General features: G+C 61.5%; 22 protein-coding genes. 5 read left to right on the top strand and 17 right to left on the bottom strand.

The genetic code is table 11. From position 1 onward, the window contains the following. Positions 1–46 precede the first annotated feature (46 nt). From GR212_RS30180 to GR212_RS30245, 14 genes are all read right to left on the bottom strand, one after another. Complete coding sequence (locus tag GR212_RS30180; RefSeq protein WP_163992507.1) at positions 47–1,744, bottom strand: GMC family oxidoreductase; 1,698 nt, start codon at positions 1,742–1,744, stop codon at positions 47–49. 3 nt (positions 1,745–1,747) lie between these two features. Then, positions 1,748–2,476 (bottom strand): SDR family oxidoreductase, encoded by a 729-nt coding sequence (locus GR212_RS30185; RefSeq protein ID WP_163992509.1) that lies wholly within the window; start codon positions 2,474–2,476, stop codon positions 1,748–1,750. A 168-nt stretch (positions 2,477–2,644) separates the two neighbouring features. Further along, positions 2,645–3,367, bottom strand: coding sequence for a ParA family protein (locus GR212_RS30190; protein ID WP_163992511.1), 723 nt, complete (start codon positions 3,365–3,367; stop codon positions 2,645–2,647). Between the two features lie 149 nt (positions 3,368–3,516). Next, positions 3,517–4,599, bottom strand: coding sequence for a protein-glutamate methylesterase/protein-glutamine glutaminase (locus GR212_RS30195; RefSeq protein WP_163992513.1), 1,083 nt, complete (start codon positions 4,597–4,599; stop codon positions 3,517–3,519). Between the two features lie 5 nt (positions 4,600–4,604). Further along, positions 4,605–5,456 (bottom strand): CheR family methyltransferase, encoded by an 852-nt coding sequence (locus tag GR212_RS30200; protein WP_348643576.1) that lies wholly within the window; start codon positions 5,454–5,456, stop codon positions 4,605–4,607. 12 nt (positions 5,457–5,468) lie between these two features. Continuing rightward, the gene (locus GR212_RS30205; RefSeq protein WP_163992517.1) at positions 5,469–5,978 is read right to left on the bottom strand and encodes a chemotaxis protein CheW; all 510 of its coding nucleotides are present in this window, start codon (positions 5,976–5,978) and stop codon (positions 5,469–5,471) included. Next, positions 5,979–7,826, bottom strand: a complete 1,848-nt coding sequence (locus tag GR212_RS30210; RefSeq protein ID WP_163992519.1) for a methyl-accepting chemotaxis protein — start codon at positions 7,824–7,826, stop codon at positions 5,979–5,981. A gap of 201 nt (positions 7,827–8,027) precedes the next feature. Beyond that, positions 8,028–9,749: a methyl-accepting chemotaxis protein gene (locus GR212_RS30215; RefSeq protein ID WP_163992521.1), complete on the bottom strand. Its 1,722-nt coding sequence runs from the start codon at positions 9,747–9,749 to the stop codon at positions 8,028–8,030. A gap of 25 nt (positions 9,750–9,774) precedes the next feature. Further along, positions 9,775–10,287, bottom strand: coding sequence for a chemotaxis protein CheW (locus GR212_RS30220; protein WP_163992523.1), 513 nt, complete (start codon positions 10,285–10,287; stop codon positions 9,775–9,777). Beyond that, positions 10,284–12,311, bottom strand: a complete 2,028-nt coding sequence (locus GR212_RS30225) for a chemotaxis protein CheA (protein WP_163992525.1) — start codon at positions 12,309–12,311, stop codon at positions 10,284–10,286. The genes GR212_RS30220 and GR212_RS30225 overlap by 4 nt, the downstream gene beginning before the upstream one ends. Further along, a complete protein-coding gene (locus GR212_RS30230; protein ID WP_163992527.1) occupies positions 12,308–12,676 on the bottom strand; it encodes a response regulator in 369 nt (122 codons plus the stop codon). The genes GR212_RS30225 and GR212_RS30230 overlap by 4 nt, the downstream gene beginning before the upstream one ends. Next, entirely contained in the window at positions 12,673–12,999 is a 327-nt protein-coding gene (locus tag GR212_RS30235) for an STAS domain-containing protein (protein WP_163992529.1), read from the bottom strand. The genes GR212_RS30230 and GR212_RS30235 overlap by 4 nt, the downstream gene beginning before the upstream one ends. After that, entirely contained in the window at positions 12,996–14,078 is a 1,083-nt protein-coding gene (locus GR212_RS30240) for an HD domain-containing phosphohydrolase (protein WP_163992530.1), read from the bottom strand. Before GR212_RS30240 ends, GR212_RS30235 begins: the two co-directional genes overlap by 4 nt. A gap of 224 nt (positions 14,079–14,302) precedes the next feature. Further along, positions 14,303–15,286: a helix-turn-helix transcriptional regulator gene (locus GR212_RS30245; RefSeq protein WP_163992531.1), complete on the bottom strand. Its 984-nt coding sequence runs from the start codon at positions 15,284–15,286 to the stop codon at positions 14,303–14,305. A 245-nt stretch (positions 15,287–15,531) separates the two neighbouring features. Here GR212_RS30245 and GR212_RS30250 point away from each other — a divergent pair, with 245 nt between their 5' ends. Continuing rightward, entirely contained in the window at positions 15,532–17,268 is a 1,737-nt protein-coding gene (locus GR212_RS30250) for a hypothetical protein (protein ID WP_163992532.1), read from the top strand. A gap of 311 nt (positions 17,269–17,579) precedes the next feature. After that, a complete protein-coding gene (locus GR212_RS30255) occupies positions 17,580–17,909 on the top strand; it encodes a hypothetical protein (protein WP_163992533.1) in 330 nt (109 codons plus the stop codon). Between the two features lie 160 nt (positions 17,910–18,069). Here the strand turns inward: GR212_RS30255 and GR212_RS30260 are convergent, their stop codons facing one another. Continuing rightward, a complete protein-coding gene (locus tag GR212_RS30260) occupies positions 18,070–18,747 on the bottom strand; it encodes an O-methyltransferase (protein ID WP_163992534.1) in 678 nt (225 codons plus the stop codon). Positions 18,748–19,024: 277 nt separating this feature from the next. Continuing rightward, positions 19,025–19,945 (bottom strand): adenylate/guanylate cyclase domain-containing protein, encoded by a 921-nt coding sequence (locus GR212_RS30265; protein ID WP_163992535.1) that lies wholly within the window; start codon positions 19,943–19,945, stop codon positions 19,025–19,027. Here GR212_RS30265 and GR212_RS30270 point away from each other — a divergent pair. The 3 genes from GR212_RS30270 (at position 19,937) to GR212_RS30280 (ending at position 22,395) form a co-directional block, all read left to right on the top strand. Beyond that, on the top strand, positions 19,937–20,245 hold the full coding sequence (locus GR212_RS30270) for a hypothetical protein (protein ID WP_163992536.1): 309 nt from the start codon (positions 19,937–19,939) through the stop codon (positions 20,243–20,245). The genes GR212_RS30265 and GR212_RS30270 overlap by 9 nt on opposite strands. Before the next feature lie 148 nt (positions 20,246–20,393). Continuing rightward, positions 20,394–21,026: a TetR family transcriptional regulator gene (locus GR212_RS30275; RefSeq protein WP_163992537.1), complete on the top strand. Its 633-nt coding sequence runs from the start codon at positions 20,394–20,396 to the stop codon at positions 21,024–21,026. Between the two features lie 181 nt (positions 21,027–21,207). Beyond that, positions 21,208–22,395 (top strand): arabinose transporter, encoded by a 1,188-nt coding sequence (locus tag GR212_RS30280; RefSeq protein WP_163992538.1) that lies wholly within the window; start codon positions 21,208–21,210, stop codon positions 22,393–22,395. Positions 22,396–22,432: 37 nt separating this feature from the next. Here the strand turns inward: GR212_RS30280 and GR212_RS30285 are convergent, their stop codons facing one another. Then, positions 22,433–23,080: a hypothetical protein gene (locus tag GR212_RS30285; protein ID WP_163992539.1), complete on the bottom strand. Its 648-nt coding sequence runs from the start codon at positions 23,078–23,080 to the stop codon at positions 22,433–22,435. Positions 23,081–23,317: the final 237 nt, after the last annotated feature.

The following is a 23,317-nucleotide window of genomic DNA, read 5'->3' on the forward strand; positions in this document are numbered from 1 at the left end:
TCCTGCAAACGGCTCACCGGCAATGCATTTCGATAGGGCGGCCGCTCTAAGTTGCCGTGCCGGCCACGTCGGCGATACGGATCAGATCGGCGGCTTTCTCGGCAAGACAATAGGTTGCCGCCACCGTGTTGGCTGAGACGATGCTCGGCATGATCGAGGCATCGACGACGCGCAGGCCCTGCACGCCATGCACGCGCATGGTTGCCGGATCGATGACGGCCCGTTCGCCGCACCCCATCGCACAGGTGCCGACCGGATGAAACAGCGTGCCGACACGCTCGCGAATGAAGGCGTTGAGAGCGCCATCGCTTTCGATCTCGAGACCCGGGTCGATCTCGGCCTCGAGATGCGGTGCAAAAGGGGCTTGGGCGGCAATCGCGCGGGCCATCCGGATACCCTTGCGCAGCACGTCCATTGTGCTGTCACCGCGAAAGAAATTGTAGCGGATCGACGGCTTTTCGCCGGGGTCGGTGCTTTTCAGCGCAACGCGGCCGATGCTGCCAGGCCGAAGCTGGCAGACATGCATGAGGAAGCCGTGGCCGGTGAAGCCGGAGGCTGCCTGCGTGTTGGCCCGGCCGGTGCAGAAAAAGAGCTGGATATCCGGCCGGTCACTCGCTGGATCTGTCGAGATAAACCCGCCACCTTCGCCCGTCGTCGAGGAAAACAGCCCGCGCTTGTTGAAAAGCCAGTTGAGCACATGACCGACGTTGCGCGGCAGGGCTCGCCAGGAGACGCCATAGGGCGTGATGGATTTTGCGCGGTATTCGATGGTGACGTCGAGATGGTCCTGCAGGTTCTCTCCCACGCCCGGCAGGTCGGCAACGACCGCAATGCCGTGGCGGGCGAGGTCTTTGGCGTTGCCGATGCCCGACAGCATAAGCAGATGCGGCGAGACGAAGGAGCCCGCCGAGAGAATGACCTCGCGGGCGTCGAGCGCTCCGCTCTGTCCACGCCTTCGGAAGGCAATGCCGGTCGCCTTCCGGTCGTCGAACACGATGCGTGTGACGTTCGTCTCGCTCATCACCGTCAGGTTCGGCCGATGACGTACCGGGTCGAGATAGGCACCTTCGGCCGTGACGCGTTCGCCGTTCTTCTGGGTAAAGGTGTAGAGGCCGACGCCGTTCTGGCGCACGCCGTTGAAATCTGCATTCAGAGAATGGCCGGCCTTCTGCGCGGCATCAAGAAACACCTCCGCCATCGGATTGACGCTGCGCAGCGGCGCGATGTTCAACGGTCCGTCCGTGCCGTGATAGGCCGGATCGATCTGCCGTTCGAGCGGCGTGTCGCCGAAATGAATATGTTTGGCCGAACCCGGCTCGGCCAGGATCTCGAAGCGCTCCAGCTTGCGGAAATAGGGCAGCAGATCGTCATAGCCCCAGCCGGGATTGCCGAGATCGCGCCAATGGTCGAAATCCTCGCGCTGGCCGCGGATGAAGATCTGGCCGTTGACATTCGTCGAGCCGCCGGTGCCCTTGCCGCGCGGCAACGCTATGGAACGGCCCTGCAGGCCCGGTTCAGGCTCGGTCTCGAACCAGGACATGAACTTCGGCCCGCCGAGAAAGGCGAGCGCCGGCGCCATGAAGGTGACCATGGCGAGCGGAATGCGGACGATCGCCTTGCGGGCGTTGCGATCCATCCCCGCTTCGACCAGGCACACGCGCGTTGCCGGGTTTTCGCTCAGGCGATTTGCCAGCACGCAGCCCGCAGCGCCGCCACCAACGATGATGTAGTCGAATTCGGGCAAGGCTCAGATATCCTGGATCTGCGGCAGGATCACGAGATCGCGAATGGTGACGTTGGCCGGGCGGGTCAGCATGAAGAGCACCGCGTCGGCGACATCCTCCGATCGCAGACCCTCGCGTGCCTTGACCTTGGCATCGATGGCGGCAGGGTCGGTATAGCCCCAGAGTTCGTTCAGCACGACACCGGGTGCCACGGAGCCGACGCGGATATTCTGCTTCATGGTTTGCCGCCGCAGCCCATGCACGAAAGCCTGGATCGCATGTTTGGATGCCGAGTAGATCGGCTCCCAATGGATGGCCTGATGTCCCGCGACCGAAGACGTCACGACGATCTGGCCGCCGCCTTGGGCGATCATGCCCGGCAGCACGGCGCGGGCCAGCCGGAAGACCGAATTGACGTTGATGGCAATGAGCTCGTCCCAGGCGTCCGGATCGCCTTCGGCGACATCGCCGGGGATATAGAGGCCGGCATTGGGCAGGAGAATATCGATCCGGCCGAAGCGCTGGATGGTGGCATCGACGACGTTCTTGACGGCGCCCGGTTCGGTGAGATCCGCCGGCAACACCAGCACATCGCCGCCTGCCTTCTCGGCAACTGCCTTCAGCCTTTCGGCGGAGCGGCCGACGAGTGCGAGCTTCACGCCCTCTTCGGCGAGAGCCAATGCGGTCGTGCGCCCTATGCCGGAGCTTGCGCCGGTGACCAGCGCGACCTTGCCTTCAAGCTTCTGTGCCAAGATGTCCTCCCCGTTGGCGGGCTCTTGGAGGGCCTCCGCCTGTGGGGAGCCTAGGTAGCCTATTTCTACCCGTCAATAAAAAATCTTTTCTCACGTAAATTTTCGCGACGGAAAGCATCCACGTCCGGCTGTGCAAGCCAAGTCTTCCCAAAGCCGATCGGGCGCCTGTCAGGCCGAGAGTTTGAACTCCGCGGCCTTTGTCTTGTCGGCGATGCGGCCGCTATAGGGCAGGATGCGGCGCAGAACCTCCTGTGCCAGTGTCTGGGCGTTTTGCTGCGCCTTGTCGAGATTGCTGACCGTTGCGGGATCGATCGAATAGAGGGTCTGGCCGTAGCCGAAAACTTCGCGATAGGCCGCGCGTTCGATGATGGGCGTGGACAGCACATGCACGCGGCGGCTGGACAGCAGTTCCTTCACGGAGTGCAGCGCGCGGGTGGTGACCATCGGATTGACGCGGGTCAGGACCACCGAATGAGGGATGCGGATATCGGCCCGATCCTCCAGATATTGGAGAAGCTCGATGACGTTGGTGGCGCCTTCCGCATCCATTGCCGAGCCCTGCACGGGGATGAGCACATAGTTCGAATAGCCAAGCGCCTGCGCAAGCAGCGGGCTGCGGGCGCCGGGCAGGTCGATAAGAAGGAAGTCGACTTCGTCGCGAAGCTTGCGCGCATGCTGCCCGAGATTGCCGGCGGTCACGTAGGAAATGACGGAGAGCGAGGAGGGCGCCCTCGCGCCGAGCCGCTCGTGCCATTTGGAGATCCACAATTGCGGATCCGCATCCAGGATAGCGACCGAAAAGCCCATTCGGGCGAGCTCGCAGGCAACGATGACGACGGCAGTGGTCTTGCCGGCGCCGCCCTTGGTGTTGGCAAAGGTCAAAACGGCCATGGGAACTCCCTGGGCAGATCGGAGGGGCAACTCAATGCGGTGGACGAGGAGCTTTCATGGCTTGCCGGGATCGTTACGCATTTATGGTTAACAAACTCTTTTGAACGAGGCTGCGACCGGTCCTGTCGCGACCTTGCATGTGGTCGTCGCTAGCGGCGTTTGTCCGCCGCCAGGATTTCCCGGGCGATATGGGTCAGCCCGACGGTACGGTCGACGCCGCCATGGGCGATCGCCTCCTTGGGCATGCCGAAGACGACGGAGGTCTCCTCATCCTGCGCCACGGTGAAAGCGCCGGCATCGTGCATTTCCTTCATGCCCCTTGCGCCGTCGTCGCCCATGCCGGTCATGATGACACCCATGGCATTGCCTGCCGCCGAGCGGGCGGCCGAGCGAAAGAGCACATCGACGGAAGGGCGATGCCGGGAGACGAGAGGGCCGTCCTTGATCGCAACGACATAGCGCGCGCCCTGGCGCTCCAGAAGCATGTGCTTGCCGCCCGGCGCAATCAGCACATGGCCGCGCAAGACGGCGTCGCCATGTTCCGCCTCCTTCACCTCCACCTCGCAAAGGCTGTTCAGGCGCTTGGCAAAGGCGGCGGTGAATTTCTCCGGCATGTGCTGGACGATGACGATGCCGGGCGTGTTGGCCGGAAGCGCCACGAGCAGTTCGCGCAGCGCCTCGGTGCCACCCGTCGACGCCCCGACGCAGACGATCATTTCCGTCGTCTTGGCCATGGCTCTGCCGCTTGGCGGCGGAAGCACGACATCGGCCGTCAGCTTGGCCGTCGGTCCGCTCTGCACAGTCGCGCGGCGGCGCATTGCGCCGAGCCGTGCCGCTGCCGCACCCTTGACCGTCTCGCGGATCATTGCCGCCGATTCCGCCAGGTGGTCGGCGGCGGCGATCTTGGGTTTGAGGATGATATCGACGGCGCCGGCCTCCAGGGCCTGCATCAGGGTTTCCGAGCCGGCCTCGGTCAGGGAGGAACACATGACGACCGGGATCGGCCGTTGCGCCATCAGCTTGCGCAGGAAGGTGATACCGTCCATGCGCGGCATTTCGACGTCGAGCGTGATGACGTCCGGGATTTCTTCCTGGATCTTCTTCGCGGCCATGAAGGGGTCGGAGGCGGCGCCCATGACCTCGATCTCGGGATCCGCCGACAGCACCTGTGTCATGACCTGCCGGACGCTGGCGGAATCGTCGACGATGAGCACACGGATTTTCTTGGCCATGCGCATCAGACCTTTCTGAAGACGGTGTTGGCGACCTGCTTGACCGGCAGGTTGAGCCCGCTGATCGTTTCCGAATGGCCGACATAAAGGAAGCCGCCCGGCACCAGCTTCTCGCAGAGCCTGGAGAGCACCTTTTCCTGCGTCGGCTTGTCGAAGTAGATCAGGACGTTCCGGCAGAAGACGATATGAACCTTGTCGCCGATCTCATAGGCGCGATCCATGAGATTGAGGCGGCCGAAGCCGATTCTTGAGCGCAGCCGGGGGTGAATGCGAACTTCGCCACGCTCGGGATCGCGCGCTTCCATCACGTAGCGGAGACGCCGCTGACGATCGACCGGATCGATCATCGTCGCTGGATAGACGCCTCTGCGCGCCGCCTTGAGGACGTCGGTCGAAAGGTCCGTGGCGAGGATGCTGTATTCGGGCGCGCCACGGGCTTCGCGATAATCCTCCATCACCATGGCGATCGTATAGGGTTCGGCTCCGATCGAGCAGGCGGCACTCCAGATCCGCAAGCGACTATGTCCCGCAGCCAGAAGCTCCGGCAGGGCGGCATTCTCGAGATGCTCGAAATGCTTCGGCTCACGGAAGAAATCCGTCTTGTTGGTCGTAACGGCGTCGATGAGGTGGATGGCTTCGCGATCGATGCCGCCGCGCTTGAAAAGATAGTCGCAATATTCGTCGAGATCGCCGATTCCGGTTGCCCTTAACCGACGCCTCAATCGTCCTTCCAGCATCGTGAGCTTGCCGGGAGGCATCTTGATGCCGCTGTAATCGTAGATATAGCGGGCGAGCTGGTCGAAATTCCGACGGCTCAGCCCCTTGTCTCCGTAGTTTCTCTGATCCTGTACTGCCACTTCACGTCTCACTCAAACAGCAGCGAACTCGGTGGCCTTCTGGCCGGCACCCACTCCCATCAACGATACCTTGTCGCTCGATGAAAAGAGTTTCGCGAGATCGATGATGACGACGAAGCCCTCATCGCGGCGCACCACGCCGGCGATGTACTCGGACGGCCAACGCACCCCGATATCGGGGGCGCTTTCGACGGACTGATGCTTGAAGGACGTGACCTCGAAGACGCGATCGGCGACGAGGCCAAGGGTCAGAACCTTGTCGGCGATCGGAATGTCGATGACGAGGATGCGGGTATGCGGCGTCTTCGTCGTGGCCGACATGCCAAGCCGCAGGCGCAGGTCTATGACCGGCACGCCCTGACCGCGCACATCCCGCAGACCGAGCAGATAGTCCGGCCCGTGCGGAATGCGAAAGGCATCCTGATGATCCAGGATTTCCCGGACCACCGCGACCGGCACGGCGAAGTATTCTTCGCCGAGGCCAAACGTCACATATTGCGCTTCGGTGCTGGTTGCAGCCATTTATGCGCTCTCCTTGAAGTCGTTGTCGTCGGCATCCGGGCCGCCCATGGACATGTCGAGGGTGAAGCCCTTGAGGCGCGCCTGCTGCGCGGCGACGCTGTTGTCGGCGCGGGCAGCCGGTGTTCTACCGATCGGTGGCTTGGCGGCAGGCCTGGCCTTGGCCGGACCGGCGGCGTGATGGACGGGGCTGTGGACCGGGGCGTGCATCGCCTGGGCCTTGCGGGCATTGGCCTGCTCGACCTTGAAGAAGGCGATGGAAGCCTGCAGCTCCTCGGCCTGGGCGGCCAGCTCCTCGGAGGTTGCGGACATCTCTTCCGACGCGCCGGCATTCTGCTGCGTCACCTTGTCGAGCTGCTGGATCGCCTCGTTGATCTGCGATGCGCCGATATCCTGCTCGCGGCAGGCCGCCGAGATTTCCGCGACCAGTTCGGCCGTCTTGCGGATATCGGGGACGAGGCGGGTCAGCATCTCGCCAGCCTCGGTCGCGACCGTGACGGTCTCGCCCGAGAGGCTGGAGATTTCTGCGGCCGCCGCCTGGCTGCGCTCGGCAAGCTTGCGCACTTCGGAGGCGACGACGGCAAAGCCGCGGCCATGCTCGCCGGCACGGGCGGCCTCGACGGCGGCGTTGAGCGCGAGCAGGTCGGTCTGGCGCGCGATTTCCTGAACGATGGAGATCTTTTCGGCGATGGTGCGCATGGCGTTGACGGCGCGATCGACGGCCTGGCCGCTGATCTCCGCGTCCTTTGCGGACTGGCGGGCGATCTTTTCGGTCTGGGCGGCGTTATCGGCGTTCTGCTTGATGTTGGCGGCCATCTCTTCCATGGAAGCGGAGGCTTCCTCGGCGGAAGAGGCCTGCTCGGTTGCGCCCTGGGAGAGCTGTTCGGAGCCGGCCGACAGCTGCTGGCTGCCCGACGAGACGTTGTCGGAAGCCGACAACGCATCGGCCACCACACCCCGAAGACGCTCGACCATCAACTGAAGCGAGATGCCGAGGGTATCCTTCTCCGACATCGGCTTCGGCTTGACCGTCAGGTCGCCGTTGGCGATCTGGTCGGCGATCGTCGCGGTGTTGCGCAGATTGCCCGTCATGACGTTGATGGTGTCGACAAGATCCTTGATCTCGTCATTGGTCTTGATCTCGATATCCTGGTTGAGATCGCCGATCGCCACGCCTTCGGCGACGGCCTGGATCTTCTTCAGGCCGCGATTGATGCCGACTGCGATCCAGATGGCGATCACCGTCGACAGCACGAACATGACGGCCAGCGAGGTCAGCAGAAGGTTGCGCGCGAAGGCGTATTGATTGTCGGTCGCCTCGTCGGTCTCCCGGAGATCCGCGACAATCGACTGGTTGATGGCCTCGACGGCCTCAAGGAGAGCGGTCGTTGCCTTGCGGCCTTCGTCCATGGAGAGTTCTGCAGCCTTGCGATTGCTTTCCTCGGTATTTTCCACGGCCAGCTTCAGGACCTGCTCGTCCACCTGTTTCCAGACGGGAAACTGCTTGGAGAATTCCCCGATCTTGGCGGTGACCGTTTGATCCTTGCTCTTGGACAATTGCTGAACGAGCTGGTCGATCTTTGTCTCGTCTGTATGAACGTCCTCGATATAGCCGCTGATCGCCTGCGGATCGGTGTTCAGGATGGCATTCTTTTCGCTGCGGATCGCATTCAAGACAGCGGTCGACAGATCGCCTGACGTGCGCAGATCGGTGGCGGGCCCCTGGATGATTTCGGAAATCGCGGAATTGAGCGACGACAGGCTCATGATCGCCAGGGCCGACATGCCGGTTGACAGCAGAATAAGAAAGCCGAAGGCGAGGGCCAGTTTAAGTTTGATGGTGAAGCGCATCTCTAAAAACTCCTGGAGGCGGAGAGGTTTGATGATCGAAGGTTGAATAGGCAGACGGGGAGCCGTCTTGATGCGCGAAGACCGATACATTCACCCTTCCGCGAACCGGGAGCCGGTTCTTGAGGCCTGCTGAGACATTCGCCGGCCTTTCTTGACCCGGCGCCTTCCGGCGCCGGATCCTGTCGGTATCAAGCCAGCCGCTCAGGCGCTCTGGCGGAAGTCGTTGTCGTCGGCATCCGGCCCGCCCATGGACATGTCGAGGGTAAAGCCCTTGAGACGAGCCTGCTGCGCGGCGACGCTGTTGTCGGCGCGGGCGGCCGGTGTTCTGCCGATCGGTGCCTTGGCGGCAGGCCTGGCCTTGGCCGGACCGGCGGCGTGATGGGCGGGGCTGTGGACCGGGGCGTGCATCGCCTGGGCCTTGCGGGCATTGGCCTGCTCGACCTTGAAGAAGGCGATGGAAGCCTGCAGCTCCTCGGCCTGGGCGGCCAGCTCCTCGGAGGTTGCGGACATCTCTTCCGACGCGCCGGCATTCTGCTGCGTCACCTTGTCGAGCTGCTGGATCGCCTCGTTGATCTGCGATGCGCCGATATCCTGCTCGCGGCAGGCCGCCGAGATTTCCGCGACCAGTTCGGCCGTCTTGCGGATATCGGGGACGAGGCGGGTCAGCATCTCGCCAGCCTCGGTCGCGACCGTGACGGTCTCGCCCGAGAGGCTGGAGATTTCTGCGGCCGCCGCCTGGCTGCGCTCGGCAAGCTTGCGCACTTCGGAGGCGACGACGGCAAAGCCGCGGCCATGCTCGCCGGCACGGGCGGCCTCGACGGCGGCGTTGAGCGCGAGCAGGTCGGTCTGGCGCGCGATTTCCTGAACGATGGAGATCTTTTCGGCGATGGTGCGCATGGCGTTGACGGCGCGATCGACGGCCTGGCCGCTGATCTCCGCGTCCTTTGCGGACTGGCGGGCGATCTTTTCGGTCTGGGCGGCGTTATCGGCGTTCTGCTTGATGTTGGCGGCCATCTCTTCCATGGAGGCGGAGGCTTCCTCGGCGGAAGAGGCCTGCTCGGTTGCGCCCTGGGAGAGCTGTTCGGAGCCGGCCGACAGCTGCTGGCTGCCCGACGAGACGTTGTCGGAAGCCGACAACGCATCGGCCACCACACCCCGCAGACGCTCGATCATCGAGTTGACATGTCCAAGGAGCTCGCCGATCTCGTCCCGGGTTGCGATTTCGGCAAATTCCGTCAGATCGCCGTCGGCGACGGTCTGAACCGTCTTCACCGCGCGGTTTATGCCCTTGTTTATCGAAACGACGATCCAGATTGCCGAGACAAGCGCAATGACCGAGGCCGCAGCGGCTATGAGGATCAGGATCGAGCGCGCTTTCGCATAGGCATCGGCGGCATCGACATCCGCCTGCTTCAATCTCGCACGCTCGGCATCGAAGACCTGGGCCAGGATGTTGTCGATCTTGGTGCTTGCTTCGCGTGCCTCGTTCGACGAGATCTGATGTGCGCCGGCGCTGTTGCCGGCAAGCATCAGGCTTCGAATGCGGTCGTCGGCATCGCGCCAGACGGCGGAGAGGTCCTTGACCTGCGTCCAGTAAGCCATGTCCTGATCGGTCGTATTGGCCAGAATCTTGGCGAAGTCCGCGTCGAATGCGGCGCGCGCGGCGTCGCTCTTTGCGATATAGCCCTTTGCTTCATCGACGGATGCGGACAGCACGATGTTTTTCTGCTGTCGGAGCTGCTGCAGGATAGCGATGTCGAGATTCTGGGCGAGCCGCAGGCGCTCGGCAGGTCCCGTCAATGTATCGGACCAATTGTCGTTCACCTGGCCCAGAGTTGCGACGCTGTAGACGGCCGTGCCAAGAAGCATGGCGATCACCACAGCAAACGTTAGAAGCAATTTGAGCTTGATCGTAAAGCGCATCTGTTGGCCCCCTTGCCTTGGAAATTCACGCTGTTGCTCTGACCGCAACCATCCGCTGCGATGAGAAAATCGCCTGGAGGTTCGGAACGATGATGAATTCGCCGTCGCGTTTCACGAGGGCGTGGATGTAGTCGGCGCGCCAGCGCATGCCGATGACGGGCGGCGGCTCGCTCGCCGCCTGCGAAAGCTGTGTGACTTCGTGCACCTTGTCGGTGCGGATGCCGATCAGCGTCGTCTCGCCGTCCAGTTCGAGCTCGGTCACGACGATGCGGCTGTCGATGGTGACATTGGCCGCTTCCATGCCGAAGGCGATGCGGATGTCGGCAAGCGGAATGACCTTGCCACGGAAGTTGATGACGCTGCCGACGAATGGCAGGCTGCCGGGAACGCTGGTCTCGGGCAGCAGATCGAGAATTTCCTGGACGACGACGGCCTCGATGGCAAAGGTTTCGCCATTGAGGCTGAACGTCAGAACGGAAAGCTCGTCCGCGCCTTTCCAGATGGCACGATGGTCCGATTTTGCGTCTGCGTCGATCATCCTGCTGCCCGCAATTGCGCCTCCTGATGCTGTCCGGCCGTGATGAGATGGACGACGTCGAGGATCAGGGCCACGTTGCCGTCGCCGAGAATGGTGGCGCCGGAGAAGGTGGAGACCTGGTCGTGAAGCTTCGACATCGATTTGATAACGGTCTGGTGATCGCCGATGATCTGATCGACGACGAGGCCGACCCGCTCGCTGCCGGTCGAGATCACCACCACCTTCTGGTAGGGATCGGGCTCTGTGCCGGTGCGGAAGAGCTCGCGCAGGCGCAGGAACGGGACGAGATCGTCGCGCAGCGAGATGAAGCTTCTACCGCGTGAGCGCAGATCCTGCTCGACCGACAGTTCCAGGCATTCCTCAACGGCTGCGAGCGGGATGACGTAGCGCCCGTTTCCGACGCGAACGAGGAGGCCGTCGATGATGGCGAGCGTCAAGGGAATGCGCAGCGCGATCTCTGAGCCCTTGCCGAACTCGCTTGTGACGTCGATCGCTCCGCGCAGCGTCTCGATGGTCTTCTTCACCACATCCATGCCGACGCCGCGGCCGGAAAGGTTGGTGACCTTTTCCGCCGTCGAGAAGCCGGGCTGGAAGATCAGCTGCAGCAGCTCCTTGTCGGAAAGCTGGGCGCCGGGCTGGATGAGGCCGTTGGCTTCCGCCTTGGCGCGCACCTTCTGCCGATCGATGCCACGTCCGTCGTCCTTGATGGAGATGACGACTTCGCTGCCGGTTTGATGCGCGGAGAGAATGACGCGGCCCATCATCGGCTTGCCGGCGGCAACACGGTCATCGGGGTTTTCCAGGCCGTGATCGATGGAATTGCGGACGAGATGAACGAGCGGATCGGCCAGCCGGTCGATGACCGTCTTGTCGACCTCGGTGCTTTCTCCCTCGGTGACGAGTTCGATGTCCTTGCCCGTCTCGCGGGCGAGATCGTGGACCAGCCGGCGGAAGCGACTGAAGAGGCTTGCGACCGGCATCATGCGCAGGACCATCATCGTGTCGCGCAATTCGCCAGCCAGGCGTTCGATTTCCTCCGAGACCGAACGCAGACCGAGGTCCGCAACCGAATTTGCCATCTGGCTCAGCCGCGACTGGGCGATCACCAACTCTCCGACGCGATCCATCATCTCGTCGAGGCGCAGAGCGGGAACGCGAACATTGTCTGCTTGCTTCTGGGACTTCACGTCGGCGGGCGGAGCCTTGCCAGTATCGGCCAGCGGTGGGGCCGCCGCCTTCGACGGCTCGTCCTCGATTGGTCGTTCCGGCGTTGCCGCGATGGGTGCCGAATCCGCTTTCCTCGATGCCTGAAGCTCTTTCAGCTCCATCGTCATGTCGTCCATGACGAAGATGAAGACGTCTTCGATGTCTGAGCGCGGCTTTTCGGTTGTCAACTGGACCGTCCAGCCGATGTGGAGATCGCGCGGCTCCAGGTCCGGAAGCAGCGGAATGGCGTCGGTGCCGGCTTCGATCCGGCACTCGCCCAGATCGCGCAGCTCATCCAGCAGCCCAAGCGGATTGGTGCCGTTGACCATCGAACCGACAGGCAGGCTGAATGCCAGATGCCATGTCTTGATGCCGCCGGCGTTTGCGACTTCCGCTGTCGCCGCCGTTGCGCCGGCAGATGGCGCCGCCGCGCTTTGCAAGCCTTCTGTGCCAACGGCCTGGCGCAGTTTTTCGAGCAGAACGGAGCTCATGGTTTCGTAGTCGCCGTTCGGGTTCTGCAACAGCGCCTGCATGTGGCCCTGTGCGTCGAGCACGGCGCCGACCAATTCCTTCGTGGCGGGTGCCTCGCCCTTGCGAACCCGGTCGAAGGCGGTTTCGCAATGATGGGTAAAGGCGGCCAGTTGATCGAAACCGAACATGGAGCCCGATCCCTTGAGCGTATGCAGGCCCCTGAAGACCGTATCGATCTGAGCCCGGTCGCTCAGGTCGCGCATCAGATCGAGCAGGCCGGCCTCGATCAGCTCCAGCTGTTCGGCGGCCTCTGTCCTGAAGACTGCGATCGGGTCGAGTTCGTTCATTTGCCGAGAACCTTGCGCACGATCTTGATGAGGGTTTCGGGGTCGAAGGGTTTCGTCAGCCAGCCCGTCGCGCCTGCCGCCTTGGCCTGCTGCTTGAGATCGCCGTCGGATTCCGTGGTCAGGAAGACGACCGGCGTTCCCATGTATGCCGGCAACTGCCGGAGGCTGCGGATCATGGTCAGGCCGTCCATGTTCGGCATGTTGAGATCGGTGATGATGAGATCGAAACTGCCTGATTTCAGCTTGTTGAGGCCATCGGCGCCGTCGACCGCTTCGGTGACGGAATATCCGGCATTGGTGAGCGCGATGCGCGTGGTCAGCCGAATGCTGGCGGAATCATCGACGGTGAGAATATTTGCGCTCATGCTGCTTTTCCTTCTAGCCAGAAACTGTCTTTTTGCCGGTCTCCGCAAAGAAGACCCGCGCGTTGCAGGACGGTCAGAAAATTGCCGTCCGCCGGTTTGTTCAGCGCGACTGTCACGCCGGCGCCGCTCGCCGTTTGCCGGGCCGATAGAAGCAGTTGGGGCAGGGTGAGGTCGATCTCCTCGCTGCCATCGATATCGATGACGAGCGATCGGCTCCGCAAAGCCGCTTCCTGAAGATAGACTTGGATGATGTCTCTGACATTGGCGATCGTCTTGATCGTCAGCGGGCCGTGGAGACGTAGAACTTCGGATTGTCCGCTCATGCTGAACCTCGGGATAGCTGAAGGTCTGGAACCGTTGCCGTTGCGTTGTCGTCCTGCCGGAATTCGAAGAGGGCTTTGATATCCATCCAGCAGCGACAGAAGGCGGCAACGCAGGCAGGATCGAAATGGGTTCCGCTGCTGTTGACGATCTCGCGGAATGCATCGGCGATCGGCCAGGCTGCCTTGTATGCCCTCTTCGAGCAGAGAGCGTCGAAGACATCGGCGATCGCGACGATGCGCGCCTCGATCGGGATGGACGTCCCCGACAGACCTTTCGGATAGCCGCCGCCATCCCATCTTTCGTGATGGCTTTCGGCGATCTTGCGCGCGACCTGGATCAGCTCGCTGGGGCTGTCGCTGAGAATATCGGCGCCGAAATCCGTGTGCCGTTGCATCTGCTGCCGCTCTTCCGCGCTCAAGGGGCCGGGCTTGGACAGAATGGCGTCCGGCAGGCCGATCTTGCCGACATCGTGTAGGGCGCTGGCAAGAAATATCATGCGGCATTGGCCGGCATCCAGGCCGACTTCTTCGGCGATCATCCGTGCGACGATCGCCACGCGGTCCAGATGGTCCGCCGTCTCCCCATGACGGCAGGCGATCGCCTTGGACAGGCGCCAGATTATCTCTTCCTCATGCCGCTCGACCCGCTTCATCGCGGCATCGAAATCACGTTGCAGCGCCGCGGCCTTCGTCGCCAGCGCTAATCGCTCTTCACCGATGCTGAGGATATTGCGGACGCGGATCGTCAGTTCGGTCTCGTCGATCGGCTTGTTCAGGAATTCCGTGGCCCCCGCCTTCATCGCCGCCAGCTTGATATCGGCCTCCTTGCGGGAGGTAATCATGATCGCAGGCACATGCGCGGTAAGTTTGTTCTTACGCAAATGAGTGATGACCTCGACACCGTTCATGCCTGGCATCATGTAATCGACCAGGATGAGGTCCGGAGTCTTGTCTTCGAGCCGTGCCAGAGCCTCGTTCGGGTGGAGGAACGACACGACCTCGCTGCCCTTGATGGCTTCGACAGCCCGGCGAAGCGTGGCTACAACGGAAGGACTGTCATCGATGACGAAGACGCGCATGATTACCCCGCGGAGCGCCCGCGACACACACGGATCTACTCACGATATTCGGCTTGGAGGTTGCTGGAGGCCTTTCTCATGAAAGGGCCGCGTCACAATGATTGTGAATCTTGGCTGAGGTAACCAAATCGTTAAATGGCTAACGGTGTGTTAAACTCGCTCTCAACCTGTGATCGTTTCTGCAATTAACTGCGATAAAATGATAAGATTGCGTTTTTCTGATATTAAATATTGCCGGTGGTATCGAGGCTGCGACGACTGCTGCGCGTCGATGACGGCGAAACGCCATACATGGCGCGATAGCGAGCGGCAAAATATCCCATATGACTGAAACCCCAGCGTGCGGCGATGTCGGATATGTTCTCCTCGGTATCTCCGCGAAGCAGATCGTGGTGGATCTGCTGGAGCCGTAGGCGCTGCACGTAGGTCTGAGGGTTCATGCCCATGTTTTGTTGAAAGGAAAGCTGCAGGCTGCGCACGCTCTGCCCGGCATTCCTGGCGATATCCGCCACCGTGAATTCATCGCCCAGATGGGTCTGGATCCAGTCCAGTGCCCGCTTCAGGTTGCGAGGGCGTGCGCTCTGGATCATGGTTTTCTGGGCCGATCGCGGCCATGACTGCACAAAGGCCGTTATCAGCGCCTCCATGAAAAGGGAGGCGCCCAATGGAGAGGCGGCAAAGGGATGCTCGCCCGCTTCCAGGAGCAAAGCCGCCATGCGGTGGATCGTCCGCACTCCCGCATCGCCGATCTCGGTCATTGTATCGAAACGCCGGAAAAACAACTCAGGGTCGTCCTTGCCGATATCGATCAGGGGCAGGCAATGGATGCGCGGTATGGCAAGCGCGATCTTGCGGGCGCCCTTGGAAGCCTTGAGCCTCGTGGAGCCGGGGCACAGCAGCATGAAGGTGGTGCCTGCCTTGGCCGTGAACTCCTGATCGTCGGTTTCGATATGAAATACGCCGTTTTCGACAAAGTGCAGTTCTATGCGATCCGAGGGATGAAACAGGTAGTGGATTTCATAGCCCGTCTCCGAAAAGATCCGCCAGGCAGCCACTTTTCGGATCGTCGCCAGGGTAACATCGAGATGAAAGTGCGGGTCCTCCGGCCTGCGTTCGAAAACGACGGATATATCGGCCTTCCTCAATCTTTCCTGCAGATCCACGGGTTCGCAGGACGACCATGCATATTTCTCGACGGCTATGTTCATCTTACTCAATCAGCATTACCGGCTCGTTTGCGGGCGAGATGGCAAGCAAGCCCGACTGATGGCCTGCATGAAGACGTTGTGTACCCGGCGCCCTCTATAGGGTTCGGGTCTTGCCCAGGGCTTTCCCGCCGGCATATGACGGCGCAGTTGCGAGCGGCTGCCTTGTTTCGTCTTCCGCGTTAACTCCGTGTTTTTCTGTTCGTCCTAGTTTGCCGGGGACAGTCCCAGGCGGAGTCCCGAACAGTATGGCGTATGCAGCGACAAGCCGACAATTTATCCCTTCGACGGATAGCTTCGTCGATCGATTGGAAAGCGCGCGATTACAGATCGAGCAGCGCTTTCTGGATGGCGGCGCAGTCCTCATCACAGTCACGGAAGCTCTGGCCAAACTTGTCAGCCTGCTGGAACATATCGGCAATTCGCTGAAGGAGGAGAATGCGGCCGACGCCACGGCGCGGCTGCTCCAAACGGTGGATCTGCTGAACAAGCTGCCGCCGGCGGAAGCGCGGCGCCAGGAGTGCGTGACCTCCATCGGCCAGACGGGACAGCAGCTTGCGGAACATGTGCTTTCGATGGAAGAAACGCTGCGCTATCTCAGAACCTTTGCCGCAACGGCAAAGATCGCAGGTGCGCGCATTCCGGATTTTTCCAGCTTCGCCAGCGAAATCGTCGAGCGCATCGAATTCGCCGCCAAGGAAGTCAAGGCGCTCTCCCTGCAGATCCGTTCGCTTGAAGAGCAGATCGAATCCGCCACGGCGAACGAGGATGGGTCGCTGGCCCAGTATCTGAGCGGCATTCCCTCCATCGCCCAGCGGCTCGTCTCGAATGCCGAGGAAATCCAGGTCCAGCGCGGCAATCTTTCCGATCTCGCGGATACCGTTGCCGGTCTGGCTCGCAAGATTCAGAACAAAGTCGCTCATACGCTCTCGGCCATGCAGATCGGCGATATCACCCGGCAGAGGGTCGAGCATTGCCAGACCGCCCACGCGATTGCGGAGGCCTATCTCGCTTCCGAAGCGCCGGCCGGCCTTTCGGCGTCCGACTGCCAGCGCCTCTCGCAATTGGCAATGACGCTGATCTTCGAACTGCTCGGCGAGACGACCAAGGGGTTCGACCGCGAGACAGCAAAGATCGTGGATAACATCCGCAGCTTCAGCGGCGATATCGGCACGCTCCTCGACCTCTACCGGACGATGATGTCTCAGAGCGGACAGGACGGCAAAAGCCCGATCAATTCGCTGCGCGGCGATCTTTCAGCTGCCCGCGCAGTTGTCGACCGTATCGACATCGCCGCTGCCGGCGCCAATCGGCTCAGCGAAAAGACGTCCGAGATGGTGAAGGAGCTGACCACGAGCATTCAGACCATTCAGCTCGTGCGTCGTGACATTCAATACATGGCCCTCAACACCAATCTGCGCTGCGGCAAGCTGGGCGAAGAAGGGCGGGCAATCAATGTCGTCGCCGGCGAGCTGCGGTCGTTTGCGTCGCTGCTCGATGAGGATGCGGAGAAGATACTCGTCGGGCTCGGCAGGCTTGAAACGCAGACCGTCGGTCTCAAGGGCTGGCGGCAGGGGGGAGAACAGGAAAATCCCTCCAGCCTCGGCGCATATCTGGATACAGCCCTTGCCCATATCGGCGAGGCCGGCGCCGCGATGGACCTCAATGTGCAGGAGCTCCGCAGCTGTGGCGAGGCCATGACCTCGCAAGTGACCGAAGTCATCGGCCGGCTGGATTTCCGGGCTGGGATCGGTGAAACCCTGGCCTCCTGCACCCACGAAGCCGGCCTGGCGCGCCGTGCATTTGCCGATATGACAGGCCTGGAAACACCCTTGGCTGTTATTTCCGAGCGCATCTTCAAGATCTACACCATGGCGGCGGAACGCGACATACATGCAGCCGTCTTCGGCGTGGTCGTGACCGCCACCGAAAGCCCTTCGGCCTCCTCGAGCGACGAGGATCTGTTTGCGGACGCTCTCTTCTGAGTGCAGCGCAACGGACCGGCATGACAGGCGAAGGACGGAGACCGGCTTGCCGGCGTTCCTTTCGAAATCGGTCCAGCCTCCCGCGAAAGGCTGACGGTGTCTTGACGTTACGTTGACAATCCGGGCGCTGATGGTTCGGCGAAACCACATTGGCCGGGCCTTTGCATGAATCGGAAGACATCGATCGTCGAGACGGCGCGGCGCATGACTGGGGATAGGCGTCGCTCCAATTGCCGGAAGGCTCCAATCCCGCGCGTTTCATTCTTTCGATGATCGGGGAATCGGATGCCTGGTGTCGCCGGAATGCGACAATGCCGACCAAACGCATGTTACAAACCTTAATACAACGTTTCTTCACCTTTCCTTCGATAGGGGGTTACCTATTTACCGTGGCCATACCGCCCGACGCGACTGAAGCCGATGGGCGGATCGTGCAAAGGCCTGGGCAGGGTAAGAGTGATGGGATGGGGTTGGTAGATTGGGCATTGCGTGGAATGCTCGACATGGACGGTCGGCGCAGGACGCGGTCCCGCAGTGAGCATTATGAACCATGGGTCGTGCTCGCCGTGGAAAGCTTCGAACGGGAAATGCTGGTTTTCTACAGGCGTTCGCAGTTCAAGGTCATTCAAACGGCGGCGTGACAGGCATGGCGGGAGATCGAACCGTGGCACATGTTTGCTTGCGGAGCGATCGGACGACCGCTTGAACGGGCAATCCGATCGTCGATAATTCCAGTCCACTTTGAATGCGGATCAGGGCGTCACGAGCGTTGCAGATCCGCCTGCTGGCAGCGGAGAGGCATCAGCCAAGCCGCATGGACAGCTCGATATCCTCGGCAAAAGGCGTGGACATATATCCGCTGGATGGTGACCGCACCCAGGTCAGATAGTCGGGGCAGAAATCCGCATTGTCGGCAATCACCAGCGCTCCCGGCCTGAGCCGGCTTTCCATCAGCTTCAGAATGTCCGGATAGAGCGCCTTGGCACCATCGAGAAGCAACAGGTCGACGGTATCGGGAAGATCGACGCTCAGCGTCTGCAGGGCATCGCCTTCTCGGATTTCCACGAGATCGAGGAGGCCGCCGGCCGCCAGGTTCGCGCGCGCCCGTGCCACCTTGGAGGGCTCGAATTCCGTTGTGATCAACCGACCGCCGCCATTGTCCCGTAGTGCCGCGGCAAGATGGAGGGTGGAGATGCCGAAAGACGTTCCGAACTCGACGATCGTTCGAGCGCCGGTGCTTCGCGTCAGCATATAGAGCAATGTCCCCGTTTCCCGGGAGATGGCGAGCGGTATGTCTTTTAGCCGCGCATAGAAGTCGAGGTAATCGCTCTTGCTGCGCACGAGCCGCGCGCGCTCCGCGCTGGACAGGCCGTTCCAGTAAGCAGCCACAGATGGAGTTGTTGCCGGCGATGCTGCATCGGCTTCCTCGAACAGGCGATCGAGCAATGATGCGAGCGGGGCGGTCGTCAGAGTGGTCATGTATGTCTCCGTCAGGATTGAAGATTTGCCGACAGCGAAAATACGAATAATTCATCGTATTTTCTAATCGCGTTGACGGAGGTTGCGCCTGTGTATCACCTATGCATATGAATATGCTGATCAAATTCGGCGCTTGCGATCGCGAATATGCTGGCTTCCCGGCGATCGCCGTGCGCGCCATTCGCATTTTTAGTGGTGTCATGTGGGAGGCCGAATGTCGGCGACTTACGAGCGCCGGCTCCAAGCTGAAATCCTCCGTTCGGTGCCGGATCCACGCTCAGCAATTCAGGTCATCGGAGATGCCGAAGCCGACGATGCTGACCGGATGGTCGAAGCCTCGCAGAGCATGACACCCGAAAGGCCGACATTCGATGCCCGCCGCTTCGGCGATATCGGCAGTCATCAGCATGGCCGCATCAAATTCCTTGGCCAGCGCCTGAAGCCGGGCCGAACGGTTGACAGGGGTTCCAATGATCGTGAACGAAAAACGTCCGGGGGAGCCGATGTTGCCGTGAACGACCTCGCCGATGTCGATACCGATCCGGGCTCGTAAAGGCGGAGATGTCTTTCGCGACGGCAGGGTATTGATGCGTTCCAGCGCCTTCAAGCCATCCAGTGCGGCCTTCACCGCCGCCGCACATAAAGGTCGTTCGCTTTGTGGGTCCGGGATGGGAAAGAACATGACGACGGCATCGCCGACATGGCCGGACACCTGACCACCGGCGCGGGACACCGGCTGGGTGACCGCCTCGAAGAAAAGGTTGAGGTGGTCGATCAGGGAGCGCGGATCCAGACTTTCTGTCAATGATGTGAATTGGAACAGATCGCAGTAGATCACGATTGCACGGATTTGCTCGACTTCGCCAAGACCGACGCGACCGTCGAGCAGAGCGGTTGCGGCACTGGTGCCAAGATATGTTTGCAGTAGGGTGCGCGCCGCCGCAGCGTTCAGCCGCGCTCCCAGCGCCAGCGCGAAAACCGGGGTCACCAGATGCAGCAGGTCTATGTCCGCCGGGGTCAATCCGCCGGCTCGTTCCGTAATGAACAAGCTCATCACGTCGTCGAAAAAGCCGAGCGTGGCGTCGGGGGCAATATGGTTCGCAAAGGCTATGGCGTCCGTTGCTCCCGTTTGCCGAACATGGGCAAGGCGACCGCTGCCAGCATCGAGGCGAAGGACCGTTAGATCCTCTTGCAGCATGACCGCGAAGATGTCGCCGGCAAGGATATTTCCTTCGGCGCCGCTGCTGTCTCTCTGCCAACGGGTGAAGTGCTGGGCTCTTTCAGGATCGACGGCATCGCAGGCAACCTCGATCGTCGCAATATCGAGACCGGCTGCATTCAACGTGCGGCCAAGGAGGATTACGAGTTCCGAGTCGCTCGCACCGGCGAGTGCCGCTTCCACCAGGCCCTGGCTCGCACGCGAAAATGCGTCTGTCAGAGTGCCTCCGCCGTCGGCTGGCTTGTGGGCTATTCGGTCTTTTGTCATCACGCTCTTTGATTTGTATCGCTGTCGCGCCGGCCGCGCTTGTCTAAAAATGGCGCCAGGAGCGTTATCTCAACCATATCGATATCTGCACGCTTCATTGCGCATTGGGCAAAATACGACTAATCCGTCGGTTTTCCTATTCGCATTGTCAGGCATCGACATGACGGATCGTCCAAGGGCGCGGATTTCTTCGCGAAAGCAGCCGAAGCAGGCGCGCTCGGCCGAGCTCGTTTCCGCAATCCTGAGCGCGGCGGCTCACGTTTTGGCAAAGGAGGGCGCCCAGCGTTTCACCACGGCGCGCGTCGCGGACAAGGCCGGCGTCAGCGTCGGATCCCTGTATCAATACTTTCCCAATAAGGCGGCGATTCTCTTCCGCCTGCAGAGCGACGAGTGGCAGCAGACATCGGGCCTGTTGCATCGCATCCTTGAAGATGACGCAAGATCGCCGCCGGAGCGTCTGCGCGCGCTCGTCCACGCCTTCCTCCGCTCCGAATGCGAGGAAGCCGCGATGCGCGTCGCGCTCAATGACGCGGCCCCGCTTTACCGCGATGCACCGGAGGCGCAGGAGGCGAAGTCGTCCGGGGACCGGATCCTGCTTGCATTCATGCGCGAAGCCTTGCCGGGCGTCGAAGCGGCAACCCGGGCCCAAGCGGCTGACCTGATTACCGCCACGCTCAGCGGGGTCGGAAAGCGATTTTCGGAAAAGCCCCGGACGGCGCAGGAGATCGAGGCCTATGCAGAGGCCATGGCGGATATGTTCTGCGCCTATTTCGAAAGCCTCCAGCGTCGATAGGGAGCAGGGCATCGGCTGGCTAGCTTCGTGTTGACACATATCCGCCAAGCGCCTATTGAAATGCCCAGCTGGCTCCGCCGGCCGTAAGCGTTTGACGTCAAGCAACGCACTCAACGATCCTCGTCGGTCGGAGTGCGTTTTTTTGTGCCTCCGCCGATCGAGGAAAAGCCTGGAGACTATCATGGCTTTTCAATCGACATCTGATCCGGCGCGCGGTCGTCTTCTGCTGCTGAGCGCCATTCTCTTCATCTCTTATCTTTGCGTCGGCATGTCGTTTCCGATCGTGCCGATCTACGTGACCGAGCAGTTGAAGCTCGGCAACGTCTGGGCCGGGCTCGGTGTCGGCATTGCGTTTCTCGCAACCATCGTCACGCGGGGTCATGCCGGCGGGCTTTCGGATCATCGCGGCGCCAAGGTCGCGGTTGCCCGCGGGCTGATGTTCTATATCGCGGGCGCGGTGATATCGCTCGTTGCCGGCCTGCTGGTCGGTGCCCCGATGCCGTCGTTCCTTCTTCTTCTCGCAGGTCGTCTGCTTCTTGGTCTGGGCGAAAGCCTCGTCGCCGTCGGCGTGATCGCATGGGGTATCGGCATCGTCGGCCCGGGGCGTTCAGGCAAGGTCCTTGCGCTGGTGGGCGCCGCGATCTACGGCGCGCTTGCCGTCGGCGGACCGATCGGTCTGGCATTGTTCGACCGGTTCGGCTTTGCCGGGACAATGGGGATCAGCGCCGTTCTCCCCTTCCTCGGCTTGCTGGCGATCTCGCGCATTCCCGGCGTTGCTCCCCATCCCGGTGCGGAACGGCCGCCGCTTTGGAGTGTCGTCAACCGGATATGGCTGCATGGATCCATCGTATGCTTGCAGGGCATAGGCTTTGCCGCCATCGGTGCCTTCTTCACGCTCTACTTCCACGACCGCGGCTGGAGCTATGCCGGGCTGGGCCTGACGGCCTTCGGTGGCGGGTTCGTGCTGGTGCGTGTGCTCTTCGGCCATCTGCCGGATCGTATCGGTGGCTTGCCGGTCGCGGCCATGTCGCTTGCGGTCGAAGCGATCGGCCAGTTCCTGATCTGGAATGCAAACGATCCCATCCTTGCTCTGGTCGGTGCATTTCTCACCGGCCTCGGATGCTCGATGATCTTTCCGGCCATGGGCCGGGAGGTCGTTCGTCTGGTGGAACCGCATCTGCGCGGAACAGCGCTCGGCGGCTTCTCGGCATTCCAGGATCTCGCCTATGGGCTGACCGGACCGATGGCCGGCTTGTTGGCCGACAGGACCGGCTATGACAGCGTGTTCCTCGCCGGGACCGTTTCCTCGATCGCCGGCCTGTTGATCGCGCTCTCGCTTCGCAGGGGCCGTGCTGCCGCGTTCAACTGAACCGCATGGTGGTCCCCGCCGCCCGGCAGGGGGCCATCTAGCTTCCGGTCTTTACCGGCGATGTACCTTCGCCTGCCGTGGCGGTCGGCCATGTCGCATAATAATACTTGCCGTTGACGGTGCCGAAGAAGGCGTTCTGTCCGGTAACCTTGTCGACGTAGCTGCCGTCGCTTGTCCTTATCAGGACACCCTTGCCATCCCGCTTGAGGTGTTCTTTCAGGAATTCGTTCCAGCCGTCCTTGGCGATCGCTTCAGGCTTGCCGGCCTTGCTGTTCTTGTCATCCGGGTTCCATGCATCGATGGCGACGCCCCTGGTGGGATCGAAGACGGACAGGTTTCCGCTCTTCAGGGCATTCAGCATCGATTTGGCCTGCTGGCCGCTGACGGGATCGCTGGAAGAAGCCTTCAGCCTGGCATTGAGGGCCTTCATGAAATCGTTCGATGCGATGTTGTCGTTCGGCTTCTGTGCCGATGGCGGGACGACGGTCTGCGTCGTTGCGTGATTCTTCGACAATCCGTTGAGGAGGATGTTCAGCTTGCTGTTGGAGTGAACCGAGCTGTAGGAATCGTCTGCAAGCGCGCTCACCGAGCGCGATACATCGCTCCCCGTTACCGTTCCGCCGTGCAGCGTTTTCATCGTGCTGTGTACGCTGAGAAGCCGCAGCGAATTGATGCTGTTCACCATGCCGATGTCCCCCGATGTCGCTCTGGCTCCCACTCTGCCGGAGTTCAGATTGCATGCATAAGCATGTATCACCCTTGGCTTGCACGGGGCTAACGCTGCCGATTCTACGTTGTATCGAAAGATCGGACGTAAGGTTGCAAACGACCACATCTGCGATGTGACCGGGCTGCTGCTTGCCGGATCCGTATGTTCGCGCAGGGATTTCACCTCGCCTGCCGCAACCGGATCTCCGTGATC

The organism is Martinezella lusitana, from assembly GCF_010668395.1.
GTDB classification, from domain to species: Bacteria; Pseudomonadota; Alphaproteobacteria; order Rhizobiales; family Rhizobiaceae; genus Rhizobium; species Rhizobium lusitanum_A.

Excerpts from the sequence above, each read along its gene's own strand:
- GR212_RS30190 (WP_163992511.1), bottom strand. The coding sequence starts at position 3,367 with ATGGCCGTTTTGACCTTTGCCAACACCAAGGGCGGCGCCGGCAAGACC.
- GR212_RS30195 (WP_163992513.1), bottom strand. The coding sequence starts at position 4,599 with ATGGCCAAGAAAATCCGTGTGCTCATCGTCGACGATTCCGCCAGCGTC.
- GR212_RS30205 (WP_163992517.1), bottom strand. The coding sequence starts at position 5,978 with ATGGCTGCAACCAGCACCGAAGCGCAATATGTGACGTTTGGCCTCGGC.
- GR212_RS30210 (WP_163992519.1), bottom strand. The coding sequence starts at position 7,826 with ATGCGCTTCACCATCAAACTTAAACTGGCCCTCGCCTTCGGCTTTCTT.
- GR212_RS30215 (WP_163992521.1), bottom strand. The coding sequence starts at position 9,749 with ATGCGCTTTACGATCAAGCTCAAATTGCTTCTAACGTTTGCTGTGGTG.
- GR212_RS30220 (WP_163992523.1), bottom strand. The coding sequence starts at position 10,287 with ATGATCGACGCAGACGCAAAATCGGACCATCGTGCCATCTGGAAAGGC.
- GR212_RS30225 (WP_163992525.1), bottom strand. The coding sequence starts at position 12,311 with ATGAACGAACTCGACCCGATCGCAGTCTTCAGGACAGAGGCCGCCGAA.
- GR212_RS30230 (WP_163992527.1), bottom strand. The coding sequence starts at position 12,676 with ATGAGCGCAAATATTCTCACCGTCGATGATTCCGCCAGCATTCGGCTG.
- GR212_RS30235 (WP_163992529.1), bottom strand. The coding sequence starts at position 12,999 with ATGAGCGGACAATCCGAAGTTCTACGTCTCCACGGCCCGCTGACGATC.
- GR212_RS30240 (WP_163992530.1), bottom strand. The coding sequence starts at position 14,078 with ATGCGCGTCTTCGTCATCGATGACAGTCCTTCCGTTGTAGCCACGCTT.
- GR212_RS30245 (WP_163992531.1), bottom strand. The coding sequence starts at position 15,286 with ATGAACATAGCCGTCGAGAAATATGCATGGTCGTCCTGCGAACCCGTG.
- GR212_RS30250 (WP_163992532.1), top strand. The coding sequence starts at position 15,532 with ATGGCGTATGCAGCGACAAGCCGACAATTTATCCCTTCGACGGATAGC.
- GR212_RS30255 (WP_163992533.1), top strand. The coding sequence starts at position 17,580 with ATGCCGACCAAACGCATGTTACAAACCTTAATACAACGTTTCTTCACC.
- GR212_RS30260 (WP_163992534.1), bottom strand. The coding sequence starts at position 18,747 with ATGACCACTCTGACGACCGCCCCGCTCGCATCATTGCTCGATCGCCTG.
- GR212_RS30265 (WP_163992535.1), bottom strand. The coding sequence starts at position 19,945 with ATGCTGCAAGAGGATCTAACGGTCCTTCGCCTCGATGCTGGCAGCGGT.
- GR212_RS30275 (WP_163992537.1), top strand. The coding sequence starts at position 20,394 with ATGACGGATCGTCCAAGGGCGCGGATTTCTTCGCGAAAGCAGCCGAAG.
- GR212_RS30280 (WP_163992538.1), top strand. The coding sequence starts at position 21,208 with ATGGCTTTTCAATCGACATCTGATCCGGCGCGCGGTCGTCTTCTGCTG.
- GR212_RS30285 (WP_163992539.1), bottom strand. The coding sequence starts at position 23,080 with ATGGTGAACAGCATCAATTCGCTGCGGCTTCTCAGCGTACACAGCACG.